Below are 1,702 nucleotides of genomic sequence, written 5' to 3' on the forward strand. Positions count from 1 at the left end.
CGCGACAGCTCGCCCGGCCCCATCGGCTCGCGCACCAGGTGCTCGAGGGCGATCAGCTCGGACTCGCTCAGACCGGCCTGGCGCGCCACGACGGCCCGGACCCGAGCGGCGGCGTCGGTGCACTCGCGGAGGGCGTCAAGACTCCCGGTCGGCACCCAGGACGCGGCGTAGGCGGTGGCCGGTGCGTGCTCGACGGGACCCTCCGGCATTTTACTTCACCTACTTAGTGACTAAGGTGTCTAACTATTATGCCACCGACGACCGAGGAGCACCCGATGGCAGCCCCCAGCCTTGCACGCGACACCGATCGACGAGGCAACGTCCGCACTTCGCCCCTGCTCGGGCCGCGCGTCGCCTGGCTGGTCGCGCTGCTCCCCCTCCTGCTCGCCGGGGCGCTGATCGCGGGTCTGGGCGAGGGCGATCGTGACCGCACCAGCCTGGACGCGCTGCCCACAGGCTTCGACAGCACGCAGGGAACCGCGTTGCGCGACGCGCTCCCGGACGAGGGGGCCGCCACGGCGGTGGTGCTCTGGACCAGCGACGAGGGTGAGCTCACCCGGGCCACGATCTCCGATCTCGGCCAGCAGGCCGGCGCGCTCGGAGCCGCACCCGCCGGCCCGGCCGGCCCCGTGGTCGTGGCCGAGGACGGCACGGCCGCCATCGCCGTGGTGCCCGTGCAGTCGACCTCCGCCACCGAGAACGCCGACCGCGTCGAGGAGCTGCGCCGCCGGCTCACCGACGATCTCCCCGACGGGGTCACCAGCCATGGGACGGGGCCTGCGGCCGTCGAGGCCGACCTGGCCGCCGTCTTCGACGGGGCCGACACCAACCTGCTGCTCACCACGGCCGGCGTGGTCGCCCTGTTGCTGCTCCTGACCTACCGCAGCCCCGTGCTGTGGCTGGTCCCGCTCACCGTCGTCGGCGTCGCCGACCGACTCGCCGCGGTCCTGGCCACCCAGTCGCTGGCGCTCGTCGACATCGCCTGGGACGAGTCGACCGTGGGCATCCTGTCCGTCCTCGTCTTCGGAGCCGGCACCGACTACGCGCTGCTCCTCATCTCGCGCTACCGCGATGAGCTGAAGACGCACGAGTCGCGACACGCGGCGATGAGTGTCGCCGTACGCCGCACCGCCGAGGCCGTCCTGTCGAGCGCGACCACGGTCGTGCTCGGCCTGCTCACGCTGCTGCTCTCAGTGGTGCCGACCACCCGGGGGCTCGGACTCGCCTGTGCCATCGGCGTCGTCGTGGCGGCTGCTTTCGTGCTGCTCGTGCTGCCCGCCGCCCTGGTGCTCTTCGGCCGCTGGGTGTTCTGGCCGCGCGTGCCGCACGTCGGCGACGCGGCGCTGGTGGACACCGACTCGTTCTGGCACAAGGTCGGCGCCCGCGTGGCCCGACGCCCGGCGGCGTTCGTGACCGGCACCCTGGTGGTCCTGGCGGTGATGGCGATCGGGGTCTTCCGCATCGACACCGGTCTCGACCAGGCCGACCAGTTCCTGGTCGAGCCGGAGGCGATCTCCGCCTCCCAGCGACTCGGCGAGTCGTTCCCGGCCGGGGTGTCGGATCCCGCTCAGGTGCTCACCAGGGCCGACGCTGACGACGTGCTGGCGGCTGTCGAGGAGACCGGCGGCGTGGACACCGCCAGCATCACCCAGCAGGGTGCCGGCATCGCCCAGATCGACGCAGTGCTCGCAGCCGGCTCCGG

1 protein-coding gene and 1 pseudogene are annotated in these 1,702 nt (G+C 72.7%); one reads left to right on the forward strand and one right to left on the reverse strand.

Translation table 11 applies throughout. The annotated features are described in order from the left end of the window. Positions 1 to 209 (reverse strand): annotated as a pseudogene (locus tag RMO85_RS08110) (MarR family transcriptional regulator); the annotation flags it as partial. Positions 210 to 275: 66 nt separating this feature from the next. Between RMO85_RS08110 and RMO85_RS08115 the strand changes: the two are divergent. Further along, on the forward strand, positions 276 to 1,702 hold a 1,427-nt coding region (locus RMO85_RS08115; RefSeq protein ID WP_310528224.1), incomplete at its 3' end, for an MMPL family transporter.

The organism is Nocardioides sp. (assembly GCF_031422975.1).
Classification (GTDB): domain Bacteria; phylum Actinomycetota; class Actinomycetes; order Propionibacteriales; family Nocardioidaceae; genus Nocardioides.